The 21,378-nt window shown below is 72.5% G+C and carries 19 protein-coding genes, 2 rRNA genes and 1 pseudogene (1 of these 22 running past the window's edge); 11 read left to right on the top strand and 11 right to left on the bottom strand.

All coding sequences use genetic code 11. The features are described from left to right. Both ACQ452_RS16410 and rrf read left to right on the top strand, forming a co-directional pair. A 23S ribosomal RNA gene (locus ACQ452_RS16410) occupies positions 1 to 1,859 on the top strand (it extends 1,249 nt beyond the left edge of the window). A 90-nt stretch (positions 1,860 to 1,949) separates the two neighbouring features. After that, a 5S ribosomal RNA gene (rrf, locus tag ACQ452_RS16405) occupies positions 1,950 to 2,066 on the top strand. A 413-nt stretch (positions 2,067 to 2,479) separates the two neighbouring features. On the opposite strand, the gene ACQ452_RS16400 is transcribed toward rrf, so the two are convergent. Both ACQ452_RS16400 and ACQ452_RS16395 read right to left on the bottom strand, forming a co-directional pair. Further along, a complete protein-coding gene (locus tag ACQ452_RS16400) occupies positions 2,480 to 3,121 on the bottom strand; it encodes an STAS domain-containing protein (RefSeq protein ID WP_433385220.1) in 642 nt (213 codons plus the stop codon). Continuing rightward, positions 3,118 to 3,474, bottom strand: coding sequence for a hypothetical protein (locus ACQ452_RS16395; protein ID WP_433385217.1), 357 nt, complete (start codon positions 3,472 to 3,474; stop codon positions 3,118 to 3,120). The genes ACQ452_RS16400 and ACQ452_RS16395 overlap by 4 nt, the downstream gene beginning before the upstream one ends. A 170-nt stretch (positions 3,475 to 3,644) precedes the next feature. Between ACQ452_RS16395 and ACQ452_RS16390 the strand changes: the two genes are divergently transcribed. From ACQ452_RS16390 to ACQ452_RS16380, 3 genes are all read left to right on the top strand, one after another. Next, positions 3,645 to 4,319 carry a response regulator transcription factor gene (locus ACQ452_RS16390; protein ID WP_433385214.1) on the top strand — a complete coding sequence of 225 codons (675 nt, stop codon included), beginning with the start codon at positions 3,645 to 3,647 and terminating at the stop codon, positions 4,317 to 4,319. Then, on the top strand, positions 4,316 to 5,671 hold the full coding sequence (locus tag ACQ452_RS16385) for a sensor histidine kinase (protein ID WP_433385211.1): 1,356 nt from the start codon (positions 4,316 to 4,318) through the stop codon (positions 5,669 to 5,671). Before ACQ452_RS16390 ends, ACQ452_RS16385 begins: the two co-directional genes overlap by 4 nt. 149 nt (positions 5,672 to 5,820) lie before the next feature. Further along, positions 5,821 to 6,384, top strand: coding sequence for a GerMN domain-containing protein (locus tag ACQ452_RS16380; protein WP_433394189.1), 564 nt, complete (start codon positions 5,821 to 5,823; stop codon positions 6,382 to 6,384). 100 nt (positions 6,385 to 6,484) lie between these two features. On the opposite strand, the gene ACQ452_RS16375 is transcribed toward ACQ452_RS16380, so the two are convergent. Genes ACQ452_RS16375 through ACQ452_RS16360 form a run of 4 tightly spaced genes read right to left on the bottom strand, consistent with a single transcriptional unit; the run spans position 6,485 to position 10,024 of the window. Then, positions 6,485 to 7,045 (bottom strand): GNAT family N-acetyltransferase, encoded by a 561-nt coding sequence (locus ACQ452_RS16375; protein ID WP_433385207.1) that lies wholly within the window; start codon positions 7,043 to 7,045, stop codon positions 6,485 to 6,487. A 5-nt stretch (positions 7,046 to 7,050) separates the two neighbouring features. Beyond that, positions 7,051 to 7,866 (bottom strand): ABC transporter ATP-binding protein, encoded by an 816-nt coding sequence (locus ACQ452_RS16370; RefSeq protein ID WP_433385204.1) that lies wholly within the window; start codon positions 7,864 to 7,866, stop codon positions 7,051 to 7,053. 47 nt (positions 7,867 to 7,913) lie between these two features. Next, positions 7,914 to 8,942: a FecCD family ABC transporter permease gene (locus ACQ452_RS16365; protein WP_433385201.1), complete on the bottom strand. Its 1,029-nt coding sequence runs from the start codon at positions 8,940 to 8,942 to the stop codon at positions 7,914 to 7,916. After that, complete coding sequence (locus tag ACQ452_RS16360) at positions 8,939 to 10,024, bottom strand: FecCD family ABC transporter permease (RefSeq protein WP_433385198.1); 1,086 nt, start codon at positions 10,022 to 10,024, stop codon at positions 8,939 to 8,941. The genes ACQ452_RS16365 and ACQ452_RS16360 overlap by 4 nt, the downstream gene beginning before the upstream one ends. 78 nt (positions 10,025 to 10,102) lie before the next feature. Between ACQ452_RS16360 and ACQ452_RS16355 the strand changes: the two genes are divergently transcribed. Then, positions 10,103 to 11,140 (top strand): ABC transporter substrate-binding protein, encoded by a 1,038-nt coding sequence (locus ACQ452_RS16355; RefSeq protein WP_433385195.1) that lies wholly within the window; start codon positions 10,103 to 10,105, stop codon positions 11,138 to 11,140. Then, complete coding sequence (locus tag ACQ452_RS16350; RefSeq protein WP_433385192.1) at positions 11,137 to 11,982, top strand: siderophore-interacting protein; 846 nt, start codon at positions 11,137 to 11,139, stop codon at positions 11,980 to 11,982. Before ACQ452_RS16355 ends, ACQ452_RS16350 begins: the two co-directional genes overlap by 4 nt. Before the next feature lie 50 nt (positions 11,983 to 12,032). Here ACQ452_RS16350 and ACQ452_RS16345 read toward each other — a convergent pair whose 3' ends face one another. From ACQ452_RS16345 to ACQ452_RS16330, 4 genes and pseudogenes are all read right to left on the bottom strand, one after another. Next, positions 12,033 to 12,518 (bottom strand): N-acetyltransferase family protein, encoded by a 486-nt coding sequence (locus ACQ452_RS16345; RefSeq protein ID WP_433385189.1) that lies wholly within the window; start codon positions 12,516 to 12,518, stop codon positions 12,033 to 12,035. An 87-nt stretch (positions 12,519 to 12,605) separates the two neighbouring features. Further along, complete coding sequence (locus ACQ452_RS16340; RefSeq protein ID WP_433385186.1) at positions 12,606 to 13,103, bottom strand: DinB family protein; 498 nt, start codon at positions 13,101 to 13,103, stop codon at positions 12,606 to 12,608. 125 nt (positions 13,104 to 13,228) lie between these two features. After that, a pseudogene (locus ACQ452_RS16335) lies at positions 13,229 to 13,504 on the bottom strand (XRE family transcriptional regulator); the annotation flags it as partial. A gap of 289 nt (positions 13,505 to 13,793) precedes the next feature. Then, positions 13,794 to 15,347, bottom strand: a complete 1,554-nt coding sequence (locus ACQ452_RS16330) for an NAD(P)/FAD-dependent oxidoreductase (protein WP_433385183.1) — start codon at positions 15,345 to 15,347, stop codon at positions 13,794 to 13,796. Between the two features lie 150 nt (positions 15,348 to 15,497). On the opposite strand from ACQ452_RS16330, the gene ACQ452_RS16325 reads away from it, so the two are divergent. After that, positions 15,498 to 16,751 (top strand): hypothetical protein, encoded by a 1,254-nt coding sequence (locus ACQ452_RS16325; protein WP_433385180.1) that lies wholly within the window; start codon positions 15,498 to 15,500, stop codon positions 16,749 to 16,751. Here the strand turns inward: ACQ452_RS16325 and ACQ452_RS16320 are convergent. Then, positions 16,695 to 17,774: a LacI family DNA-binding transcriptional regulator gene (locus ACQ452_RS16320; protein ID WP_433385177.1), complete on the bottom strand. Its 1,080-nt coding sequence runs from the start codon at positions 17,772 to 17,774 to the stop codon at positions 16,695 to 16,697. The two genes, ACQ452_RS16325 and ACQ452_RS16320, sit on opposite strands and share 57 nt — an antisense overlap. A gap of 287 nt (positions 17,775 to 18,061) precedes the next feature. Between ACQ452_RS16320 and ACQ452_RS16315 the strand changes: the two genes are divergently transcribed. From ACQ452_RS16315 to ACQ452_RS16305, 3 genes are all read left to right on the top strand, one after another. Continuing rightward, positions 18,062 to 19,213: a Gfo/Idh/MocA family protein gene (locus ACQ452_RS16315; protein ID WP_433385175.1), complete on the top strand. Its 1,152-nt coding sequence runs from the start codon at positions 18,062 to 18,064 to the stop codon at positions 19,211 to 19,213. A 131-nt stretch (positions 19,214 to 19,344) separates the two neighbouring features. Further along, positions 19,345 to 20,484, top strand: a complete 1,140-nt coding sequence (locus ACQ452_RS16310; protein WP_433385172.1) for a dihydrodipicolinate synthase family protein — start codon at positions 19,345 to 19,347, stop codon at positions 20,482 to 20,484. 20 nt (positions 20,485 to 20,504) lie between these two features. Next, positions 20,505 to 21,353: a sugar phosphate isomerase/epimerase family protein gene (locus ACQ452_RS16305; RefSeq protein ID WP_433385169.1), complete on the top strand. Its 849-nt coding sequence runs from the start codon at positions 20,505 to 20,507 to the stop codon at positions 21,351 to 21,353. Positions 21,354 to 21,378: the final 25 nt, after the last annotated feature.

The following is a 21,378-nucleotide window of genomic DNA, read 5'->3' as shown; positions in this document are numbered from 1 at the left end:
CATTCACATTTTATCCTTGCTTGGACTTGATTCCTTGTGCAGGAGTGTGGATGGGTAGGGGAGCGTCGTGCCGGGGGTGAAGCAGCGGGGTGACCCAGTTGTGGACGCGGCACGAGTGAGAATGCAGGCATGAGTAGCGAAAGAAGGGTGAGAAACCCTTCCGCCGGATGACCAAGGGTTCCAGGGCCAGGCTAATCCGCCCTGGGTGAGTCGGGACCTAAGGCGAGGCCGAGAGGCGTAGTCGATGGACAACGGGTTGATATTCCCGTACCCGCGAAAGAGCGTCCCTGATGAATCTCGTTGTGCTAACCACCCAAACCAGTTTCGGCCTTCGGGTTGAGGTTGGGGAGCGTGGGAACCTGGCGGGTAGTAGTCAAGCGATGGGGTGACGCAGGAAGGTAGCTGAGCCCGGCCGGTGGTTGTGCCGGGGTAAGCGTGTAGGCCGTACCATAGGCAAATCCGTGGTGCATGAGGCTGAGACGTGATGCCGAGCCGATTCAGGTGAAGTCAGTGATCCTATGCTGCCGAGAAAAGCCTCTAGCGAGTTCTTAGCGGCCCGTACCCCAAACCGACACAGGTGGTCAGGTAGAGAATACCGAGGCGATCGGGCGAACTGTGGTTAAGGAACTCGGCAAATTGCCCCCGTAACTTAGGGAGAAGGGGGGCCGGAGACGTGAAGCCCCATGCGGGTGGAGCGTTGTATGGCCGCAGAGAGCAGGGGGAAGCGACTGTTTACTAAAAACACAGGTCCATGCGAAGAAGTAATTCGATGTATATGGACTGACGCCTGCCCGGTGCTGGAACGTTAAGGGGACCTGTTAGCTCTTCGGGGCGAAGCGGAGAACTTAAGCGCCAGTAAACGGCGGTGGTAACTATAACCATCCTAAGGTAGCGAAATTCCTTGTCGGGTAAGTTCCGACCTGCACGAATGGCGTAACGACTTCCCCACTGTCTCAACCACAGGCCCGGCGAAATTGCATTACGAGTAAAGATGCTCGTTACGCGCGGCAGGACGGAAAGACCCCGGGACCTTTACTATAGCTTGACATTGGTATCCGAATTAGTTTGTGTAGGATAGGTGGGAGCCGGTGAAGTCCATACGCCAGTATGGGTGGAGGCAATCTTGAAATACCACTCTGGTTGATTTGGGTATCTAACTTCGGACCGTTATCCGGTTCAGGGACAGTGTCTGGTGGGTAGTTTAACTGGGGCGGTTGCCTCCTAAAAGGTAACGGAGGCGCCCAAAGGTTCCCTCAGCCTGGTTGGCAATCAGGTGTTGAGTGCAAGTACACAAGGGAGCTTGACTGTGAGACTGACAGGTCGAGCAGGGACGAAAGTCGGGACTAGTGATCCGGCACTTGCGAGTGGAAGCGGTGTCGCTCAACGGATAAAAGGTACCCCGGGGATAACAGGCTGATCTTCCCCAAGAGTCCATATCGACGGGATGGTTTGGCACCTCGATGTCGGCTCGTCGCATCCTGGGGCTGTAGCAGGTCCCAAGGGTTGGGCTGTTCGCCCATTAAAGCGGTACGCGAGCTGGGTTTAGAACGTCGTGAGACAGTTCGGTCCCTATCCGCCGTGCGCGTAGGATACTTGAGAAGGGCTGTCCCTAGTACGAGAGGACCGGGACGGACGAACCTCTGGTGTGCCAGTTGTCCCGCCAGGGGCACGGCTGGTTAGCTACGTTCGGAAGGGATAACCGCTGAAAGCATCTAAGCGGGAAGCTTGCTTCAAGATGAGGTATCCCACCCACTTTGTGGGGTAAGGCCCCCAGCTAGACGACTGGGTTGATAGGCCGGAAATGTAAGCCCGGTAACGGGTTCAGTTGACCGGTACTAATAGGCCGAGGACTTGACTACTAAGCTGCTACGCGTCCACTGTGCAACTCTAGACAAACGAACAACACACCCGTGTTTTGTGTGTGGTGTTGTTTGATATGTCTATAGAGTTACGGCGGTCATGGCGGAGGGGAAACGCCCGGTAACATTCCGAACCCGGAAGCTAAGCCCTCCAGCGCCGATGGTACTGCACTCGGGAGGGTGTGGGAGAGTAGGACACCGCCGGACAACTTTTCGGTTCAGGGTCACCCTTCGGGGTGGCCCTGAACTGCGTTACGGACCCTTTTGGTGGCCGGGGCAATAGTGGCCGGGGTAGGGGCGCGCAGAAGGTGTAGCGCATTCGGCAGCGCGGCACCTTTCGCGGTGATCAGGTCCGTCAGCGCCGTGACGTAAGCGTCCTTCTGGCCCGTGCGGTACCGCACGTTCCCGCCGCCGGTCGGCGACCACTTCGGCTGCTGTTCTGGCGCGGACCCCCGGGGCTGAAGTTGACGTGCACCTCGTGGCCGGGGGTGACCCACGACCAGCACGCCGCGCCGGCCGGCGCGTACCGCCGTGGCAGCCCGCAGACGCGCCGCCGGCCAGGTGGCCAGCCGTCCCACGGCACCCGACGCGACCCACTGCCGGCGCTGCCCGGCGGCCCGTCAGCGCTGCCGGGGGAGGGCGTGTGGCCGCGGCCCGGCGCCGACGGCCGCCAGCCCGGCGTCGTTCCCGGCCTCACCCGGGGCCAGCAGCCGGAGGGCCTCCGCCAGGCTGGCGAAGACCGGGAACAGGCCGTCGACCCGCATGGTGTGCAGCACGGTGAGGATGAAGCGGGACGGGGCGGCCAGGCAGAGCACGGCGCCACGGTCGCGGGCGTCGCGGTGGGCCCGGATGAGCAGCGCGAGCCCGCCGGCGTCGATGAGATGGACCCGGGTCAGGTCGACCACCACGTGCCCGGGGACGTCCATGGCGAGCCGGAGGGCCGCCCGCAGCTCGTCGGCCATGTCGGCGGCCGGATCGTCGGCGGCCGTGCCCCCCGCGACGTCGCCGAGGGGGCCGCCCGTCGCCCCGTCGGCGGACTGGTTGCCCTGACCGGCCACGCGCTCCCCGACGCGGGGGACCGGCATGCTGCAGGGCGGGCAGCGGTGCGGGCCCGTGGCGAACGGCGAGCCGCTCCACCCGTGCTCGGCGACCAGGGTCCAGACGACCTCGGCGTCGGGCAGGACGCATGCGGTTCCCGTGGTGGTGTCCCCGCAGCTGTCGCAGATCAACGTCATGAGGTGCTCGTCCGGTACGACGGTCATGGTGTCTTCCTCCACGGGAGGTCGGGCCGGTCCGCGACCGGCGGCGGAGCGGGGTCGAAGCCGGACCGAGTCGCGGCCGGCGGGGCCGCGACTCGGCGGGGGGCGGCGGTCGTCACCACGAGGATCACACCGAGAACCGCCGACCCGGCCGGCACGCCGACGCTCCACGGCCGGGAACCGGCGAGGTCGAGGCCGGCGATGCGGGCCAGGATGACGCCGGACAGGGCGGCGACGATCCCCACCACCAGGATCAGCCAGACCGGCACCCCCCGGCCGCGCGGGACGACCCGCCAACCGAGCGCGGCGACCAGGAGACCGACGGCGAGTGCGGTGACGAGATTGGCGGCGGTCATCCGCACCCCCTTCCCGGGATCGGCCGGCCGAACGGCGACCGGGATTGTCGTCAATCACCCTGCGTGCCGCGAGTGGCGTGGGCCACGCGATCGTATGACGGTTGCGTGACAAAACCGTCGATCGCCGGGCAGGGCTGGGCCACCGCCGTCGCCTTGGGGATGATGCGGTTATGACGGACGTGCTGGTGATCGAGGACGACGACCGGATCCGTCTGGCGCTGCTGCTCGCGTTGGAGGACGAGGGCTACCACGTGCGGGGCGCGGCCACCGCCGAGGAGGGGCTGCTCATGCAGCGCCGGCAGCCGGCCGACAACGTGCTGGTCGACCTGATGCTGCCGGGCCTGGACGGCTTCGAGTGCATCCGGCGGCTGCGCCGCGACGACGACGTGCCGATCGTGGTGGTCAGCGCCCGTGACGACACCCACGACATCGTCGCGGCCCTGGAGGCCGGGGCCGACGACTACCTGGTCAAGCCGGTGGCGATCAAGGAGCTGTCGGCACGGCTGCGGGCGCTGCGGCGCCGGGCCCGGGCGGTGCCCGACCCCGTCGCGGTGCTCGCGTTCGGACAGTTGGAAGTCAGCCCGGACGCCGGGGAGGTACGCCTGGCCGGCCGGCCGGTGCCGGTCACCCGCACCGAGTTCCGGCTGCTCTGTGAGCTGGCCGAGCACGCCGGCCGGGTGCTGTCGCGCCACCAGCTGCTGCAACGGGTCTGGGGTTACGACAGCGGCGACGAACGGCTCGTCGACGTGCACGTGGGTCGGTTGCGGCAGAAGATCGAGGACGATCCGGGCAACCCCCGGCACCTGGTCACCCTCCGCGGCCTCGGCTACAAGCTGATCCGGTGAGGCGGCTCGGCCTGCGGGCCCGGGTCTCGGCCGGCTTCGCCGTCGGCGCGTTGCTGCTGGCCGCCTCGATGGCGCTGGTCTCGTACGAGCTGACCAGGCGGTCCCTGCTCGACGAGCGGGAGCGTACCGCCGTTCGCGCGGCCTACTTCGACGCGGCGGTGGTGCGCGCCGGCTTGGACACGGAGGCGCCCGACGTGGTGGAGGTGCTGCGCTCCCTCGACACCGGCGGCAACCGTCGGCCGCTGCTGCGTCGCGGGGACGAGTGGTACGCCCGCACGGCCGACGCCGGCCTGACCGCCGCCATCCCCGTCGACCTGCAACGGCTCGTGCACGCCGGGGAACCGGCCGTGCAGCGGGTCCGGGTCAACGGCCAGCCCACCCTGCTCGTCGGCCTGCCGCTGGCGCCGTCCACCAGTTACTACGAGCTGACCTCGCTGGGCGAGCTGGACCAGACCCTGCGGGTCCTGGCGCTCGCGTTGACCGCCGTGGCCATCGTGGTCGCCGGGTCCGGTGCCGCCCTGGGCTGGTACGCCACCCGGCACAGCCTGCGGCCGTTGACGGCGGTGGCGGACGCCGCGCAGGAGATCGCGGCGGGCAACTTCTCCGCCCGGCTCGCGACGACCACCGACCCCGATCTGACCCGGCTCTCCACGTCGTTCAACCACATGGTCGACCAGCTCTCGCGGCGCATCGAGCGGGACCGTCGCTTCGCCGCCGACGTCAGCCACGAGCTGCGCTCGCCGTTGCAGACGCTGTCGGCCGCGGCGAGTGTCCTGGCCCGGCGCCGGGACCACCTCGACGACCGCACCGCCACCGCCGCCGGGCTGGTGGCCGACGAGATCACCCGGTTCCAGCAGTTGGTCAACGATCTCATCCAGCTCGCCCGCAGCGACCAGCCGGCTGACCGGACGCCGGTCGACGTGGCGGCGCTGGCCCGCCGCACCTGCCGGGTGCGCGGGCTGCCGGAGACCCTGGTACGCGTCGAGCGGGGCGTCGCCCCCACCTGGCTGGTCGACGAGCGCCGGGTGGAGCGGATCCTGGACAACCTGGTCGACAACGCGCTGCGCCACGGCGGCGGCCCGCTGGCCGTGCGACTGTCGCAGCGCGCCGGTACGGCAGTCATCGAGGTCGACGACGGGGGAGCGGGCGTGCCCCCCGACGACCGGGGCATCATCTTCGACCGCTTCGTGCGGGGCCGGGCCGCGCACTCGCGCGCCGGCGGTGACGGCACCGGGCTCGGGCTGGCCCTCGTGGCGGAGCACGCCGCCGCGCACCGGGGCCATGCCGAGGCGGGCGACCGCCCCGGCGGGGGCGCCCGCTTCCGGGTCGAGCTGCCGGAGGTGCTGGCGTGACGCGCCGCGTCCCGCCGTGGCCCGCCGGGCCCACGCGCCCGCTGTCCGTCGTGCCCGCGCACCGGCTGTCCGTCGCACCTGGTCGGGTGGCCGCACCCCCGCCGCCCGCCCCCGGCCGGTGGGCACGACGGGCCGGCCGGTGGCGCGGGGTGGGTGCGGCGCTGGTCGTCCTCGGGTTGCTCGGCGGCTGCGGCGTGCCGACCGAGGTCGCCCCGCGCGCCGTGGCGCCCCCACCCGGGTCGCTCCCCTCGCCGGGGGCGACCGCCGCGACACCGACACCCACCCTGATGGCCGGGCCCACGACGGAGCTGCTCTGCTTCGTCCGCGACGACCGGCTGGTCCGCGTCGAGCGCCGCGTCGACGGCACGCCCACCGTGGACGCCCAACTACAGCACCTGCTGGCCGGGCCGAGCGCCGCCGAACGCGACGACGGTCTCACCACCGCCCTGCCGGGGGCCGTGCCGGTCGCCGTGGCCCGGTCGAGCGGCACCGAGGTCGACGTGGACCTCGTCGGGGCCGGCGCCGAGACGGGCCGCAGCGACGAGGTCCTCGCGTTCGGGCAGATCGTCTGCACCCTGACCGCCCGCTCCGACGTGGACACCGTGGCCTTCTTCCGGGGCGGTGCCCCGCTGGGGGTGCCGCGCGCCGACGGCTCGCTGTCCCGCCGGCCCCTCGCCGCCGACGACTACGCCGGCCTGGTGGCGCCCCGCTGACGCGTACCGGATGGGCGGCGGGGGACCGCGACGTTCTCGGGTCGGCGACCGCCCGTCAGGCGGTCGCCCACGCCGTGGGTGCCGATCCCGGGCGGCGCGGTCAGCGCCGGCGGGCGTTGAAGGTCTCCCGGTCGAGGAAGAGCAGCCGGGCCCGCTTCCCGTCCAGGTCGACCAGCGGCCCGGCGACGAAGCCGGTGCGCAGCAGCCGGTGCACCGCCCTGTCGTTGCGCGCGTCCGGTTCCATCACGACGCGCCGGTGCCGGGGGTCGGCGAAGACGAAGCCGAGGAACACGTCCAGCAGGGTGCCCGTGAAGCCCCGCTCGACCGCGTCGGGCGGGCCGATCAGCAGGTGGGCGCCGTGGTCGCCGGGCTGCACCGGGTAGCACCCGCCCACCGGGTCGGCGGCCGGCTCGTAGGTCTGGAACAACGCGACGGGCGTGCCGTCGCGGTGCGTCAGCCAGGCGTGATGGGTGGGCAGCGAGTCCAGGTAGCGGTAGATCTCCTCGACCCGTTCCCGGTCGGCGTCGCGCATGCCCCAGAACCGGGCCCGCTCCTGGCTGACCCACGAATGGATCAGATCGATGTCGGTGTCGGGGTCCAGGGGGCGGATCGTCACCCGGCCGAAACCCTCGACGTCCTGCTCGTAGGCTACGGCGTCCATGCCCGTCACCGGCCGGCCGCCGTGCTCGCCGTGGCCCGGCGGCGGGCGGCGGGGACCACGAGGGGAGTGCCGCTCTCCGGGTCGTCGATCACGCGGCACGGCAGCCGGAAGACCTCCTCGACCAGCTCGGCGGTGACCACCTCCCGGGGCGCACCGGCGGCGACCACCCGTCCCTCGCGCATCGCGATCAGGTGCGTCGCGTAGCGGGCCGCGTGGTTGAGGTCGTGCAGCACCGCCACCAGCGTGCGGCCCTGCTCCTCGTGCAGCCGGGCGCAGAGGTCGAGGACCTCGATCTGGTGGGCGATGTCCAGGTAGGTGGTCGGCTCGTCGAGCAGGAGCAGGGGGGTCTGCTGGGCCAGGGCCATCGCGATCCACACCCGCTGGCGCTGCCCGCCGGAGAGTTCGTCGACGGGCCGGTCGGCCAGGTCCGCGACCCCGGTGGCGGCCATCGACTCGGTGACGACCCGCTCGTCCTCGCGCGACCACTGCCGCAGCAGCCCCTGGTGCGGGTAGCGGCCACGGGCGACGAGTTCGGCCACGCTGATGCCGTCGGGTGCGACGGACGACTGGGGCAGCAGGCCGAGGGTGCGCGCCACGCCCCGGGCCGGCAACCGGTGGATGTCCCCGCCGTCGAGCAGCACCGTCCCGGCGGTCGGCTTCAGCAGCCGGGACAGCGCCCGCAGCAGGGTGGACTTGCCGCAGGCGTTGGGGCCGATGATGACCGTGAAGGACCGGTCGGGCACGGCGACGCTCAGATCATGCGCGACGGTCCGCCGCTCGTAGGCGAGGGTCATCGCCGTGCCGCTCAGCCGGGACTGCATGCTCGGTGCTCCGTTCTCGTCATGGGTGGCCCGCGGGCCGCACCCGCTCACAGCCGGCCGGCCCGGCGCTCGGTGGCCAGCAGCCAGACCAGGTAGGCGCCACCCAGCACGCCGGTCACCACGCCCACCGGTAGTTGGTGTCCGGGGAACGCCCGCATCGCGAGCTGGTCGGCGGCGACCAGGAGCAGTGCGCCGACGGCCGCCGAGGGCAGCAGGTTCGGCCCCGGCGCCCGGGTCAGCCGCCGCGCCAGGTGCGGCGCGGTGAGGGCCACGAAGTTCACCGGCCCGGCGGCGGCGGCCGCGAGGGAGACCAGCAGCACCGCCGCCGCCAGCACGACCAGGCGCAGCCGCTCCACGCGTACGCCGAGGGCGGCGGCGGTGTCGTCGCCCATCTCGACCAGCCGCATCGCCGGCCCGTAGCCGGCGAGCATGAGTGGCACCAGCACCGCCAGCGCGATCAGCAGCGGCAGCGCGTTCGACCAGCCCCGCCCGTCGAGGCTGCCGGTGAGCCAGAGCACGGCGCGGGCGGCGTCCATCAGGGGGGCCCGGGTGAGCAGCCAGCCGTTGACCCCGGTGAGGATCGCCATGGTGCCGATGCCGACCAGGATCAGCCGGTATCCGTGCACGCCGCGCCGCCAGGACAGCGCGTACACCAGCGCGCCGGTGAGCAGCCCGCCGAGCACCGCCGACGAGGCCAGCGCCAGGCTGCTGCCGCCGAGCACCACCACGACCAGTGCCCCGGTCGCCGCGCCCTGCGTGAAGCCGAGCATGTCGGGGCTGCCCAGCGGGTTGCGCACCAGCGACTGGAAGACCGCGCCGGCCAGCGCCAGCGCGGCGCCGACGCAGAGCGCGGTGACCACCCGGGGCAGCCGCAGCTCGGTGACGATGAACTCCTCGGCCGGCGTGCCCCGGCCGGTGAGGGCGCGCAGCACGTCGGCGGGGCTCATCGGGTAGTCGCCGCTGCCGATGGCGAGCACGCTCAGCGCCAGGGCCAGCAGCACGCAGGTGACGCCGACGACCACGGCGCGGGGGCGCAGCCGCAGGGACAGGCCGCCGGGGGTACGCAGGGTGATCACGGGTGGGCCACCCGCCCGCGCAGCACCAGCCAGAGGAACAGCGGCCCGCCCGCCACGGCGGTCACGAGCCCGACCTGGAGCTCGCCCGGGCGGCTCAGGACGCGCCCCAGCACATCGGCGCCGAGCAGCAGCACGGGCGCGAGCACCGCGCAGTACGGCAGCAGCCAGCGCAGGTCGGGCCCGGTGAGCGCGCGTACCAGGTGCGGCACGAGCAGCCCGACGAAGACGATCGGCCCGCAGGCGGCGGTGGCGGCGCCGCAGAGCAGGGTGATCGCCACGATGACCGCCGCTCGTACGAGGGCCGGGCGGGCGCCGAGCGCGCGTGCCGCGTCGTCGCCGAGCGCCAGGGCGTTGAGCGGGCGCGCGACGGCCAGCGCGACCAGCAGGCCCGCCGCCATGAACGGCGCCACGGTGCGTACGGCCGCGGGCTCGGCGCTGGCCAGGGAGCCGACCGTCCAGAACCGCAGCCGTTCCAGCGACGCCGTGTCCATCAGCATCACCGCGCTGACGTAGGAGTAGAGGGTGGCGTTGAGTGCCGCGCCGGCCAGTGCCAGCCGGGCGGGGGTGGCCCCGCGCCCGCCGCCGACGGCGTACACGGCGGCGGTCACGGCCGCCGCGCCGAGCAGCGCGAACCACACCTGCCCGCCGACGCCGCCGACGCCGAACAGGAGGGCGCCGCTGGCCACGGCCGCCGCGGCACCGGCGTTGATGCCGAGCAGACCGGGGTCGGCGAGCGGGTTGCGGGTCAACGCCTGCATCACCGCACCGGCCACGCCGAGTGCCGCCCCGGCGAGCAGGCCGAGCAGGGTGCGTGGCAGCCGCATCCGGTGCACGACGGCGTACTCCGTGGCAGCGGGGTCCAGCAGGCCCGGCCACACCTCGGCGAGGGGGAGTTGCTTGGCGCCGACCGCGATGCTGAGCACCGCGACGGCCGCGAGCAGCAGCACCGACGCCGCGAGGCCGGCGGCGCGCAACGCGGCGCGGCTGCGCCGCCGCCCGTCGGGCGGCACGGCCGCGACGACACGGGGGGAGAGGGTGGCGGACAGTGTGGGCTCCATGTGGGGCGGAATCGCGGACGGCACTTGACAGTGGTTTAGGTTAGGTTAACCTAACCCCGCTGTCCATGGTCATTCGCCGACCCCCGATCGAAAGACACCACCATGCCGCATTCCGCGCCCGCCCGCCGCCTCTCCCGCCGTGGCCTGCTCGCCGCCGGCGGCGCCGCCGCCCTGGCCACGCTGCTCGCCGGCTGCGGCAAGGACGACGACTCCGCCACCCCCGCCGGGGCCGGCACCGGCGGGCCGTGGTCGTTCACCGACGACCGCAACGAGAAGGTCAGCGCCCCCGCCCGCCCGAACCGGGTGGTCGCCTTCACGGGAGTCGCCGCCGCGCTTGTCGACTTCGGGATCGACAAGCAGATCGTCGGGGTGTTCGGCGAGACGAAGCGCACCGACGGCAGCAAGGACCCGCAGGCCGGCGACCTCAACGTCGAGGGTGTGGAGATCCTCGGCAACGTGTGGGGCGAGTTCAACCTGGAGAAGTACGCCGCCCTGCGCCCCGAACTGCTCGTCACCCACATGTACGACCCGGGCGCCTTCTGGTACGTGCCCGACGAGAGCAAGGACAAGATCCTTCCGCTGGCGCCCACCGTCACCGTCACCACCGCCCGGGTGCCGATGACCAAGCCCATCGAGCGCTACGCGCAGCTCGCCGAGTCCCTCGGTGCCGACCTGTCGGCGAAGAAGGTCACCGACGCCAAGGCCCGCTTCGAGGCCGCCGCCGAGTCGGTCCGCCAGGCGGTCAAGGCGAACCCGGGAATCAAGGTGATGGCCGCCTCCGGCAGCCCCGACCTGTTCTACGTCTCCAACCCGAAGGTCAGCACCGACCTGATGTACTTCGCCGAGCTCGGCGTCGACATCGTGGTGCCCACCAAGCTCGAGGCCGGCGACTATTTCGAGGCGCTGAGCTGGGAGAACGCCGGCAAGTTCCCGGCCGACCTGATCCTGCTGGACAACCGCAACACCGCGCTGCAACCCAAGGACATGGCCGCCAAGCCGACCTGGCAGCAGCTCCCGGCGGTCAAGGCCAACCAGGTCACCGGATGGGACGCGGTGCCCCGCTTCTCGTACGCCGGCGCCGCCCCGCTGCTGGAGAACCTGGCCACCGCGATCAAGGGCACCAAGAAGGTGACCCCGTGACCACCGCCGTCGCCGTCCAGTACCGCCTCTTCGCCGCGCGGGTCGTCGGCGCGCGCCGCGTGGGCGCCTCCCAGATCCGGGTCACCTTCGGCGGGCCGGAACTGGCCGACTTCGCCGGCGGCGGCCGGGACCAGAGCGTCTCGCTGTTCCTGCCGCACCCCGGCCAGCGCGAGCCGGTGCTCCCCGCCGGTGCGGGGGAGGACTGGTTCGGCGCGTACCGGGCCATGGACCCCGACGTGCGCGCGGTCATGCGCTCGTACACCATCCGCGAGCAGCGCCCCGAGGTGGCCGAGGTCGACATCGACTTCGTCAGCCACGGCGACACCGGCCCCGCCTCCCGCTGGGCCCGGCACGCCCTGCCGGGCGACCGGGTCGTGCTGCTCGGCCCGGCCGTGCACGACAACCGCAGCGTCTGCTTCCGCCCGCCGACCGGCACCGACTCGGTCCTGCTCGTCGCCGACGAGACCGGGTTGCCCGCCGCCGCCGGCATCCTGGCCTGGCTGCCGGCCGGCACCCCGGTCCAGGCCTGGATCGAGGTCCCCGACGCGGCCGACATCCAGGAGCTGCCCACCGAGGCGCGGGCCGAGGTGCGCTGGATCGTGCGGGGCGCCACCGCGCCCGGCAGCACCCTGCTGGCGGACGCGGTGCGCGCCGCCCGGCTGCCGGCCGGCACCCCGTACGCCTGGATCGCCGGCGAGTCCTCGATGGTGCGCTCGGTGCGCCGGCACCTCGTCGGCGAGCGTGGCCTGGACCGCCGCCGGGTCACCTTCTCCGGCTACTGGCGCCGGGGCGCCTCCGAGGACGCCCTGCGTGCCGAGGCGACCTCCGCCGCCGTCGCCTGACGACCGGCCGGCCCGGCGGCGACACCCGGACGGGTGGGCCGCCGGGCGGGTCAGAACTCCTGGTACATCACGTGCAGGCCGACCCGGCCGAGGGCGGGGTGCGTGAACGCGCCGGGCACCGTGCCGACCACCGCGAACCCCTCCCGCCGATACAGCTCGACGGCCGAGGTGTTGGTCTCGACCACCGCGTTGAACTGCATTCCCGCGTAGCCCCGCGCCCGGGCCCAGTCGAGCGCGTGCCGGCACAGCGCGGTGCCCACCCCCCGCCCGCGCGCCGCGCGGGCCACCATGAAGCTCGCGGTGGCGACGTGCGAGCCCGGCCCGGGGCGGTTGGTGCCCATCTTCGCGGTGCCCAGCACCCGGTCGCCGTCGACCGCGACCACCGTCCGGCCCGGCGCGGCCTCCACCCACATGTCGTACGCCTGCTCGGCGGTCAGCTCCGGGTCGTAGGTGAAGGTCTCCCGGGCCCGGACCACCTCCCGGACGATCGGCCACACCTGGGCCCAGTCGGCCTCGTGGAACTCGCGGATCCGCATCCGGCGGATGCTATGGGCGGCCCGGCGCGGCGGCAAAGCGTTTACCGGCCACGGCACCGACGCGCCGTTGGACGGGACGTCCGCGCGCTACCCGTCGACGAGCTGCTCCCGGAGAATGTCCGCGTGCCCACAGTGCTGGGCGAGCTCGCGCAGCATGTGGAGATACACCCACCGCAGCGGAAGCGGGCCCCGCCGGTTGCCGTGCAGGATGTCGTCCAGACCCAGGGACGACGTCGCACGGCGTGATGCTTCGCAGGCTTCGCGGTGTGCGCGCTGGACGGTGGCGATCGTGTCGTCGGCATCGAGGACGAACGACTCGTCCGGCGTCGCGGGGATGCCGATCTCCGCGCGCGACCGGCACGTGACGGCCTCGTCGAACCAGACCTTCTCGACGAAGGTCGCGTGCTTCACGAGGCACAGCAGCGTGGTCCGGGAGGCCACCAACGACCGGCGCGCCTGTTCCTCCGTCAGCCCGTCCAGGCAGCCGTTGAGGGCACGACGGTGCTCGTCGAGGAACGCCTCGAACTGGGCGCGGGCTGGCTGGGTGACCACCTGGTCGGCGAAGGTGGGCGGGTAGGAGGGCATGGGAGAAGCATACCGTCGCCCGGGAGCAGTGTCGGACATCGGTGGGTGGCCCAGGCCGAGTGCGGGTGGTTCGGCTGCGCCCACGAGCACGTAGACCGCAGGGCGGCCGGCGGAGTCCAGGTTGTTTTGCGGGCTGCTCTTTCGACTTCTTGTAGGACCAGTCCGAGGGTTTGTGAGCGACGGTCTGCTGGCAGTGTTGCCCAGGCTCGTCGGGCGTAGGCGAGTCCACCGGGCCGATCTCCGGACCTGGTCATCATGAGGGCGCGGTGTAGCTCGATGTGAGTGGCGAACCGGGTCAGTGCTGCCGGTCGGAGCCGGTCGGCGTCGGTCTGGGCCTGTTCGCCTGGCGCGACCATGCCGAGTCGGGCGTAGAGCATCGACCGGAAGGTGGCCATTCGCCAGGTGTCGCGCGCCGCGGGGCGGGCGAGGGTGGCGAAGTCCGTGATGCTGGCCGCCGCGTACCGGATCGCCCCACCCATGATCGAGCACGGCACCCCACCCGAGCTGTCCCTGTGCGGGACCCTGCTGATTCAGGCCGCCCTGGCAGCCGCCCACATCGGGGACGACCGCACCGCCGCCGAGCTGATCGACGAAGCCGCCGACATGGCCATCCGGGTAGGTGACCGGCAGGAAAGTTCACACCTGCTGGTACCGGTTCCCCGTGGGTGCGCCTCGTCGGCGGTCGGCGGCTCAGCCGGGGCGTACCTGGGTCGGCCGTTCGGGCCGGACGACGCCGCCGATGGTCGTGCCGACCGGGGCGGTGGGTCGGGCCGGCACGACCGGCGCGTCCCGGCCGGTGCCCCGGTGGCCGTTCCCGTCGTGGCTCGACTCCTCGTGGTAGTCCTGCTCCACGTTGACGGACCACACGTCGTGGCGGGTGCCGCAGGCGATGTTCTCGGCGGTCAGCATCGCCGTCAGCATGGAGTGGTCCTGGTTGTTGTAGCGGTGCATGCCGTTGCGGCCCACCGGGTGCACGTTGGGCACCTCGCGGGCCAGCCACTCCCGGATCACGTCGACGTTGTGCTGGTAGCGCTCGTCGTAGACCGGGTACGCCTTCGGCATCCGCACCACGTACCCGGCCTCGACGACCCCCGGCCGGACCAGGCCGAGCCGCCCCAGCTCGGCCGTCGCGGCGGCGATCAGCTCGGCGTCCGGCGTACGCCAGGTCTCGTCGTCCTCGAAGACGAAGTACTCCAGGCCGAGGCAGGTGCGGCCGTCCTTGACCAGGTGCGGCGACCAGGAGCCGAAGTTCTGGATCCGGCCCACCTTCACCGCCGGGTCGTGCACGTAGATCCAGTTGTCGGGGAACGAGAACTCCTCCGGCACCACCAGCGCGACGGTCAGGAAGTCCCGGTAGCGCAGGTCGGCGGCGGCGGACAGCACCTCCGGCGGGGCCGCCGGGCGCAGCGCGGCGACCAGCTCGGAGATCGGCATCGACGACACGACGTGCGCGGCCGGCTCGGTGCGTCGCCCACCGGCCCCGTCGACGGTCACGGCGACCGCGCGGCGCCGCTGTGGGTCGCGGTGCACGGCGGTCACCCAGGTGCCGGTGTCCACCCGGCCCCCGCGCCGGCGCACCTGTTCGGCGCAGCGTTCCCACATCATGCCGGGTCCGAGCTTCGGGTACTGGAACTCCTCGATCAGGCTGGTCACGTCCTTGCGGTTGCGCTTGGGCAACACCGCGTTGCGGACCGCCTTGGCCAACGACAGGTTCTTGATCCGCTGCGCGGCCCAGTCGGCCTGCAACCGGTCGGCCGGCATACCCCAGACCTTCTCCGTGTAGGTCTTGAAGAACATCGAGTACAGCCGCCAGCCGAAGCGGGCCGAGACCCAGCCCTCGAAGTGCGACTGGTCCCTCGGCGGGCGCAGCCGGGCCCGTGCGTACGAGCCCATGCACAGGGCCGCCTCCCGCAGGCCGAGGTTGCGCAGGGCGTTCGCCGCGTTCAGGGGATAGTCGAACAGGGCGCCCCGGTAGTAGATCCGGCTCATCCGGGGGCGCAGCAGGAAGTCCTCGTCGGGCAGGATCTCGTGCCAGAACTCCTCGACGCGGGCCACCTTCGTGAAGAACCGGTGCCCGCCGATGTCGAAGCGCCACCCGTCGCGCTCGACGGTACGGCTGATGCCGCCCACCACCTCGTCGGCCTCGAACACCCGGACCGGGCTGTCGCGCCGGAGCAGCTCGTACGCCGCGGTCAGGCCGGCCGGCCCCGCCCCGATGACCACCGTGCCGCGTTCCTCGTCCATGCCCGTCGCCTCCCGCGTACGCCCAGTCCAGAGGCGCCCGCTTACCCGGCGTCGGGACGAATTCACCCCGACCCGCGACCGCGTCGGCGTGTCAACCGCCCCGGAACGGGGATGTGGCACCGTTCGGGCGGCCGGATCGGGAGACGCGCAATGGACAGAGGGCGGGCCGTCGCGCACCGGCGGTGGGGCGCCCTGCCCGCCCGGCTGACCGGGCGGGCGCGGTCCCTGCGGGCCGCGACCGCGCGGGCCGCCGCCCGGGTGCCGGCGCCGTGGCTGTTCGTCGTCGCCGTCTTCCTCGGCACGAAGATCGTGCTGAGCGGGGTCGGGGTGCTCGCGCTGAGCGCCTTCGACGAGGTGCCGTGGGCGCCGCCGCCGGACGAGGCGTTGATGCGCGAGCAGCAGCGGGCGATCTCCGGGCACCGGGCGGTCGGGCTCTGGTTCGCCTGGGACTCCTTCCTCTACGACCGGCTGGCCCGGCTGCCGCTCGACGAACCGTGGCCCGACTTCGGCTTCCCGCTGCTCTATCCGTTCCTGGCCCGGGCGCTGGCGCCGCTGCTGGGCGGGGACACCGCGCTGGCCCTGCTGCTCGTCGCCAACGTCGCGTTCCTGCTGATGCTCTACTACGCCCACCGGCTGGGTGAGCGGTTGCTCGGCGACGACGCCGCCGCCCGCCGGTTCGTCCGCTACCTGGTGCTGCTGCCGACGGGCTTCCTGTTCCAGGCGGCGTTGACCGAGTCGTTGTTCCTCTGCCTCGCGCTCGCGGTCTTCCACCACGCCGAGCGGCGGCGCTGGCTGCTCGTGGGCGTGGTCGGCTACTTCCTGGCGATGAGCCGCTCGGTCGGCTTCTTCGTCGTGTTGCCGCTGGCCCTGGTGCTGCTGCGGCAGCACGGCTACCGGCTGGGCCCGCGCGCGTGGTGGACCTACGTCCGCGTCGGCTGGCCGCTGGCGCTGGTGCCCGCCGGCTGGTTGACCTTCATGGCGTTCTGCCGCTGGCAGAGCGGTGACTGGCTGGCGTACCAGCACGCCCAGGAGAAGGGCTGGGGGATCCGGGTGCAGAACCCGCTGGCGGTGCTCTGGCACGGCCTGACCGACACCCCGGCGCGCGACGCCCTGCGGGTGTGGGCCGCCGTGGTGGTGCTGGCGGTCCTGGTGGCGGGCGCGCGCCGGCTCGGGCTGCCCTACTTCGTGTACGGGCTGACCATGGTCCTGGTGCCGCTGTCGATGGGTCCACCGGTGTACAAGAGCCTGCTGCGCTACCTGCTCGCCGTCTTCCCGGTCGCCCTCGTGCTGGCCCGATGGACCCGCGCCGCGGGCGCGGACGCCTGGTCGACCGCGGCCCTGGCGCTGCTACAGGGCGCGCTCTTCGTCACCTGGCTCGCCTACTGGACCCACTTCATCATCTGACCCGCGCGGTGCCGGGGCCGGGCCGGTGCTGTCGCGGCGCACCACCTCGGCGGGCAGCACCTCGACGCGGGGCGCCGCGGCCCCGGCGTCGAGCGCCAGCGACATCGCGCGGGCGCCCATCGCGACCAGGGGCAGCCGGACGGTGGTCAGCGCGGGGGTGACGTCGCGGGCGATCGGCATGTCGTCGAAGCCGATGACCGACACCTGCCGGGGCACCGCCACCGACCGGGAACGCAGCAGTGCGAGCGCACCGATCGCCATGGAGTCGTTGAGCGCGACGATGGCGGTCAGCCCGGGCTCGGCGTCGAGCAGGGCGGCAGTGGCGGCGACCCCGCCGTCGCGGTCGAACTCGGCGTGGCGCACGCGGTGCTCCGGCAGGCTCAGCCCGTGGGCGGCGAGGGCCTCCCGCAGCCCCGTGAGGCGGTCGGTGGTGGTGGTGAGCACCGCCGGCCCGGCCACCACCCCGATGGTGCGGTGACCGAGTTCGTAGAGTTCCGCTCCGATCAGCCGACCGCCGGCCCGGTTGTCCGGCATCACCGCGTCGCCGGAGTGCTCGTGGCGGCCGATGACGGCGACGCGTCCGCCGGTGGCCTCGTAGGCGGCGAGCTTCTCGTTGAGCAGGCGGGTGAAGGCGGCGTCGTGGTAGCCCGAACCGGCCAGGATGATCGCGGCGACCTGCTGGCCGCGCAGCAGCTCGACGTACTCCAGCTCGCGGTCCGGGTCGCGGTAGCTGTTGCAGATCATCAGCAGCCGGCCCTGGTCGGTGGCGACCCGTTGCAGTCCCCGGGTGATCTCGGCGAAGTACGGGTCCGAGACGTCGTGCACGATGACACCCACCGCCACGCGGTGCGAGCGGGCCAGCAGCTGGGCGTGCGCGTTCGGCACGTACTGCAGGTCGGCGACGGCGCGCAACACGCGTTCGCGCAGGTCCTCGGTGACGGGCTTGCTGCTGCCGTTGATCACCCGGGAGGCGGTCGCGGGCGAGACCCCGGCCCGCCGGGCCACGTCGGACAGGGTCGCCACTGCCGCCCCCTCGGTCGCTCTCGACGGCCGCGCCGGGTGCCGGCCATCCGTCACCGTACCGCAGCGGGAGCCCGGAGCCGATCAAGGCGAATGCGTCGGTGCCGCCAGCCGGCGTGACGGGCCCGGCATGGCTCTTGCCGGCGGGGGAGGCGCTCCCTACGCTGCTAGGAAAGCGCTTGCCTGGATTCGCCGCCGGGGAACCTCCCCGGGCGCGGGGCAGGCGTGCAAGAGGGCTGCGCCCGCCGCCGTCCCGGCCGGTGCGCGCCCGCGGAGGGGAAGGAACACCCATGACCCGCAGGTCGATAGGCATCATCGTCAACGGCGTCACCGGCCGGATGGGCTACCGGCAGCACCTGGTCCGCTCCCTGCTCGCCATCCGCGAGCAGGGCGGCGTGCCCCTGGCCGACGGCACGTCGATCTGGCCGGAGCCCGTGCTGGTCGGGCGCAACGAGACGAGGCTCCGCGAGATCGCCGAGCGGAACGGCCTGAGCGACTGGACCACCGATCTGAGTGCCGCCCTGGCCCGCGACGACGTCGAGATCTACTTCGACGCCCAGGTCACCCAGCAGCGGGAGAAGGCGATCCGCCGGGCGATCGAGGCCGGCAAGCACATCTACACCGAGAAGCCGCTGGCCGAGGACACCGGGGCCGCCCTCGACCTGGCCCGGGCGGCCCGCGCCGCCGGGGTGCGCACCGGAGTCGTGCAGGACAAGCTCTTCCTGCCCGGTCTGCGCAAGCTCAAGCGACTCGTCGACGGCGGCTTCTTCGGCCGGATCCTGTCGGTGCGCGGGGAGTTCGGCTACTGGGTCTTCGAGGGTGACTGGCAGCCGGCGCAGCGCCCCTCCTGGAACTACCGCAGCGAGGACGGCGGCGGCATCGTCGTGGACATGTTCCCGCACTGGCAGTACGTGCTGGAAGAGCTCTTCGGCCGGGTGCGTACCGTCTCCTGCCTGACCGCCACGCACCTGCCGCAGCGGGTCGACGAGGCGGGCCGCAGCTACCCGGCGACCGCCGACGACGCCGCGTACGGCGTCTTCGAACTCGACGGCGGCGTGGTCGCGCAGCTCAACTCCTCGTGGTGCGTGCGGGTGCACCGCGACGAGCTGGTCGAGTTCCAGGTGGACGGCACCGAGGGCAGCGCCGTGGCCGGGCTGCGTAACTGCCGGGTACAGCACCGGGCGGTCACCCCGAAACCCGTGTGGAACCCGGACCTGCCGGTCACCGAGCCCTTCCGCTCCCAGTGGACGGAGGTGCCGGACAACGAGGAGTTCGACAACGGCTTCAAAATGCAGTGGGAAGCGTTCCTGCGCCACGTCGCGGCCGACGAGCCGTTCCGGTGGGACTTCCTGGCCGGTGCGCGCGGCGTGCAGCTCGCCGAGCTGGGCCTGCGCTCCGCTCGTGAGGGTGCCCGGCTGGACATCCCGGAGCTGGACCTGTGAGCGCGAGGAGTGAGCCGGGTGTGCGAGCCCCGCAGTCGCGAACGGACGGCGCACCTGTGAGCGCGAGGAGTGAGCCGGTTTTGCGAGCCCCGCAGTCGCGAACGGAAGGCGCACCTGCGCGCGGGGCGGGGGTGGTGTTGCCCGGTGGGCGGCGCTACCAGCTCCGCGGGGGCACCGGCTTTGCGCGTCCCGCCGGGCCACCGAGCAGCCGGATCGCGTACGCCGCCGCGCATGTGGTGGCCGATCCGTCGGCCGAGAACACCCCGGGCGCGCCGGCCGTGCTCGACTGGGAGCGCACCCTGGCCTTCCGGCACCACCTGTGGTCGTACGGCTTCGGAGTGGCCGAGGCGATGGACACCGCGCAGCGGGGGATGGGCCTGGACTACCGGGCGACCCGTGAGCTGATCCGGCGCAGCGCCGCGGAGGCGCGCGCGGTCGGCGGGCGGATCGTCGCCGGTGTGGGCACGGACCAGCTTCCGCCCGGCCCGGCCACCCTGGCCGAGGTCGCCCGCGCCTACCGCGAGCAGCTCGACGACGTGCGCGCCGCCGGGGCCCGCCCGGTGCTGATGTGCAGCCGCCACCTGGCCGCCGCCGCCCGCGACAGCGGGGACTACCTGCGGGTGTACGACGAGTTGCTGAGCGCGGCCGACGAGCCGGTGGTGCTGCACTGGCTCGGCCCGATGTTCGATCCGGCGCTGGCGGGTTACTGGGGGTCGGCGGACCTGGACGAGGCCGCCGACGCCGTGGTCGAGCTGATCAAGGCCCACGACGGCCGGGTGGACGGCATCAAGGTCTCGCTGTTGGACGCCGACCGCGAGGTGGCGTTGCGCCGCCGGCTGCCCGCCGGGGTGCGCCTGTACACCGGTGACGACTTCCACTACCCGCAGCTGATCCGGGGCGACGCGGGCGGTCACTCCGACGCGCTGCTCGGGGTGTTCGCCGCGATCGCGCCGGCCGCCGCCGCGGCGCTGGCCGCGCTCGACCGGGGGGACCTGGCGGCGTACGACGAGATCTTCGCCCCGACCGTGCCCCTGGCCCGGCACCTCTTCGCGGCCCCCACCTGGCACTACAAGACGGGCATCGTGTTGCTGGCCTGGCTGGCCGGGCACCAGGACCACTTCACGATGGTCGGCGGGGCGCAGTCCGGCCGCTCACCGGCGCACCTGGCCACCCTGCTCACCCTCGCCGACGCCGCCGGGCTGCTGCCCGACGCGGAGCTGGCCGCGGCCCGCGCCCGGGCGCTGTTCACCGTGGCGGGGGTGGACCAGTGAGGGCGAGGAGTGAGCCGGTTTTGCGAGCCCCGCAGTCGCGAACGGAGGGTGGGTCATTCGGTGGCGGCGCGCTGCGGCGGTTCTCGTTCAACCAGGCCACGTCGCAGCACTGGGCGCTGCCCGAGGTGGTCGAGGGGTGCGTGGCCGCCGGCGTGCCCGGGATCGGGCTGTGGCGGGAGCCGGTCGCCGGGTACGGCCTGGCCCGCGCCGCGAAGCTGGTCCGCGACGCCGGCCTCGAGGTCACCTCCCTCTGCCGGGGTGGTTTCTTCACGGGCGACGGTTGGCGCGATGAGAACCTGCGGGCCATCGAGGAGGCCGCCACGCTCGGCACCTCGGTGCTGGTGCTGGTCTCCGGCGGGCTGCCGCCGGGCAGCCGGGATGTCGACGGCGCCCGGCGCCGGGTGGCCGACGCCGTCGCCGAGCTGGCCCCGCACGCCGCCGCGGCGGGGGTGAGGCTGGCGATCGAGCCGCTGCACCCGATGTTCTGCGCCGACCGGTGCGTGGTGTCCACCCTGGGGCAGGCGCTCGATATCGCCGAGGGGTTCGACCCGGGGGTGGTCGGGGTCGTCGTGGACGCCTACCACGTGTGGTGGGACGACGCGGTCTACGCGCAGATCGCGCGGGCCGGGGCCCGCATCGCCGCGTTCCAGGTGTGCGACTGGGTCACCCCGCTGCCCGAGGGGGTGCTGCTCGGTCGGGCGCTGCCCGGCGCCGGCTGCATCGAGCTGCGCCGGCTGCGGGAGGCCGTCGACGCGGCGGGTTACACCGGTCCGGTCGAGGTGGAGGTCTTCTCGGCCGAGGTGTGGGCGCGGCCCGGCCGGGAGGTTCTGGACGCGTCGGTGTCGGGATACCTGCGACACGTCGCCTGACGGGCGCCCCGGCCTGCATTCCGGA

This window comes from Micromonospora sp. KLBMP9576 (genome assembly GCF_050941805.1).
Classification (GTDB): domain Bacteria; phylum Actinomycetota; class Actinomycetes; order Mycobacteriales; family Micromonosporaceae; genus Micromonospora.
The sequence above is the reverse complement of the archived record's forward strand: the minus strand, read 5'-3'. Positions and strand labels throughout refer to the sequence as shown.